Genomic DNA, 3,257 nt, shown 5'->3' with positions numbered 1-3,257 from the left:
CTTCAGCCAAGGCGCGCGCCATCCTGAAACTTCAGCCGGAGCTTCTTCTCGGTACCGGCCTGTTCGAGCGCGTCCACCTCGCCGATCGTGTCGACTATCTCTCCGCGCTCGCCGATATGCGCGACGGTGCCGCAATGCGCCGGGTCGACCTGCGCATCCGGCTGCCGCGCGATGGGTCAGGCGCCGCCGACAATTTCCGGCCGTTTCGTCTTCAGCTAATGCGGGGCGAGCAGCGGGACACCTTTATGCTCCTGCTCAGCGAAAACGACGATGTCGCGGCCCTGCGCGAAAAGCTCGCCGCCGCTAACGAGACCGCGGCCGCGGCCGAGGTGACGAAAGGACGTTTCCTGGCCGTGGTCAGCCACGAGCTTCGCACGCCACTCAACGCCATCATCGGCTTCTCCGACATGCTGCTGCATGAGATGTTCGGTCCCTTCGGCGATCCGCGCCAGAAGGAATATGTCGGCCTGGTGAGGGACTCCGGCCAGCATCTCCTCAACGTCGTCACCTCGATCCTCGACGTTTCCCGGATCGAGGCCGGCGCCTACGCGACCGAGCCCGAGCCGTTCCGCTTCGCTGAAGCGGTCGATATGTGCCAGTCGATGATGCGGCTGCAGGCCGAGGCCAAGAATATCAGGCTTGCCGCGCAAATCGCGCCGGATGCGGGCGAGATCAACGCCGACCGCCGCGCCGTTCAGCAGATACTGATCAACCTCGTCTCCAACGCCATCAAGTTCACACCTGATGGCGGCAAGGTCGTGGTGGGCGCCAAGCGGGTCGGCTCGCGGCTGCATTTCTGGGTCAGCGATACCGGCATCGGCATCGCCGAGGAGGATTTCGTCAATCTCGGCAAGCCCTTCATGCAGATCCAGAACGACTATACGCGCCGCTTCGAGGGAACCGGGCTCGGCCTGTCGCTGGTCAAGGGCCTTGTGGCACTGCATGACGGCACCATGTCGATCGAGAGCATGCCGGGTGAGGGCACCACGGTGACGATCAGCCTGCCGGTGAACGGACCGAGAGGTCGTTCGGACAAGAGCGATGGGGTGTTGGCGATACCCGCGCTGAAGACCAAGGGGCATGCGAAAGGGGACAGGAATGGCTCGCTCCGCAAAACAGCCTAGGGCGGTCAAGCGCCAGAGCAGCGCCTTCGAGGAGGGCGCGATTGCACTCGGCGGCATGATCTCGCGCAATCCGGTGCTGGTCGGCGGTTCGACCGCCTTCCTGGTGACGCTATTTTATGTCTCGGCCAACGCGCTCTGGTACCAGCCTTTCCCGCACGCCGGCGCGTTCTTCGCCACCAGGAGCATCGAGGATTTTCCGCGTGCTGGTGCGGAAGAGCCCGAGACCACCATCAACATCGTGCGGCCTGCGCCGGTCAAGAGCGATCCGACCGTCGAACAGGTCCAAGGCATTTTGAAAGATCTCGATTTCTATTCCGGGACAGTCGACGGCATTTCCGGCCCCAACACCCGCAAGGCCATCCAGGCCTATCAGCAGAAGGTCGGCCTGCCGGCCACCGGCGAGATCGACGCCATGCTGCTCGACCAGCTCGGCGCCAAGCAGACTACGGCGGCCATTCCGCATCCCGTGCCGAGGCCCGTGGACAGGGCCACAGCTCCGGCAGCGGCGCCTTTGGCGGCACCGATTCCAGTCTCGGCGCCGGCCAACGTGTCCGCCGAGGCGCCCGACGCCCGCATTGTCAAGATCCAGGCCGGGTTGAAGGCCTTCGGCAACAACGACATGCAGCTCGACGGCGTCGTCGGCGCCCGCACCAAGGCGGCGATCAAGGAGTTCCAGTCGTTGTTCGGCTTGCCTGAGACCGGCGAGCCCGATGAGATCGTGTACGTCAAGATGCGCGAGATCGGCCTCACCAACTGAGCGTCGGGCGACAGCTGGCGCAATCACGGGCCGATGTTGTAAGGAGCCGCGCATGCCGTCCGGAGCCTTGCCATGCGCGTGACCACCGATCTGTGGGTGTCGGCCCTGTTGCGCCGAGTGTTCGCCGCCGGCGGTTTTGCCGCGGTGGCGAAGCGCGGCGCGGCCGAGGCGGGCGCGGTCTTCGTGCTGTCGCGCGGCCGGCTGGGCGCGGTCGCCCTGTTCGGGCCGGCGCCGCAGACCAGCTACGATTCGGCCAAGCCTGACGAGCGCTTCTTCAGCCTGCTTGGTACCGGCGACGATGCCGCACCGTTCGACGCCAGGCTGGAGCGCGAGAAGAAATTCGATCCCGACATCTGGGTGGTCGAGATCGAGGCCGGCGCCGTTCCGGTCGAGGACCTTTTGTCCGTCAAGACGGACTCATGACGCCTTGAGGTTTGCGGCGGAGTCGTCGCTGTTCGAGGCTCGGCGTTCCTCGGCATTCGCCACCTCGCCCGCATTGCCGCGGATCGCCCGCGACAGGGTCTCAACCTTCCAGGCGCGCACCTTGTCGAGTGCGGCGTCGCGGTGCAGCAGGCGGTAGCGGTCGAGGAACAGGCGGATCGCCTGCGGGTGCGGAAACTCTCTGGGATAGACGGCGACGGCGATCAGGAAGGCCCGGTCCTCGTTGAGGTCGAGCGAGCGCAACGCGGCAAGCAACGCAGCATAGCCTGCCTGTTCGGTCAGCGCCCGCGCCGTCTGGAAATCGATATCGAGCGCGTCCGCCAGCGCCGTCTGGAAGAAGGCGGCGTTGCCGGTCAGCGCCGTCTCACGCAACTTGGTGAAGGTCGACGGGGCGATAAACGGATTGACGCTCTCGGTTCCCGCTTCGGGGCGCATCATCGCGCGCAGCCGGCGCCTGGCATTTGCGGCGGCAATGCCGGGCGTCTCACGCATGTCCGCGCTGGCGGGAAGGGCGGGTTCGTCCTTGACTATCGGTGCTTCTGACCCGACGGGTGCCGGGTCGGCCTTCGCGGGCAATGCCTGGACGATGGGCTGCGGCGGCCGCAGCCTGACCAGCGTCGGCTTTTCCAGCGCCTTGATCAGGTCCGCGATGGTCGGGTTCAAAGCTTTGCGGCGGGCGATGGCGCGAGCATGCGGCAGGCCGTGGCGGCCGATCAGCGCGATAAGGTCGATGTCACTAAGCGCCCGCGAGCGGGTGAGCAGCGGCGCCGCGATGTCGACCGGCTCTTCCGCCAGCCGCCGCACCAGGGCGGGGGGCGCGTATTCGCATTCGGACAGCGCGGCGGCGACGTAGCGACGCGATTCGACCGACACCTCGTCGAACAGCGGCAGCGTCAGGTCCTCGAGCTGGCTGATCTCGCGGCGCGAGGGACGGG

4 protein-coding genes are annotated in these 3,257 nt (G+C 66.3%); 3 read left to right on the top strand and 1 reads right to left on the bottom strand.

The annotated features are described in order from the left end of the window. The 3 genes from EN742_RS29100 to EN742_RS29090 all read left to right on the top strand — a co-directional run. Positions 1-1,124, top strand: a 1,124-nt coding sequence (locus EN742_RS29100; protein ID WP_148670337.1) for a HAMP domain-containing sensor histidine kinase, incomplete at its 5' end; no start/stop codon positions are given. Then, positions 1,099-1,881 carry a peptidoglycan-binding protein gene (locus EN742_RS29095; protein ID WP_127407040.1) on the top strand — a complete coding sequence of 261 codons (783 nt, stop codon included), beginning with the start codon at positions 1,099-1,101 and terminating at the stop codon, positions 1,879-1,881. The genes EN742_RS29100 and EN742_RS29095, both read left to right, overlap by 26 nt. 72 nt (positions 1,882-1,953) lie before the next feature. Then, complete coding sequence (locus tag EN742_RS29090; RefSeq protein ID WP_127407041.1) at positions 1,954-2,304, top strand: DUF1491 family protein; 351 nt, start codon at positions 1,954-1,956, stop codon at positions 2,302-2,304. On the opposite strand, the gene EN742_RS29085 is transcribed toward EN742_RS29090, so the two are convergent. Further along, positions 2,299-3,257: DUF2336 domain-containing protein (locus EN742_RS29085; RefSeq protein WP_128333565.1), on the bottom strand; the 959-nt coding region annotated here is incomplete at its 5' end. The two genes, EN742_RS29090 and EN742_RS29085, sit on opposite strands and share 6 nt — an antisense overlap.

This window comes from Mesorhizobium sp. M4A.F.Ca.ET.020.02.1.1 (assembly GCF_004022645.1).
GTDB lineage: Bacteria > Pseudomonadota > Alphaproteobacteria > Rhizobiales > Rhizobiaceae > Mesorhizobium.
The sequence above is the reverse complement of the archived record's forward strand: the minus strand, read 5'-3'. Positions and strand labels throughout refer to the sequence as shown.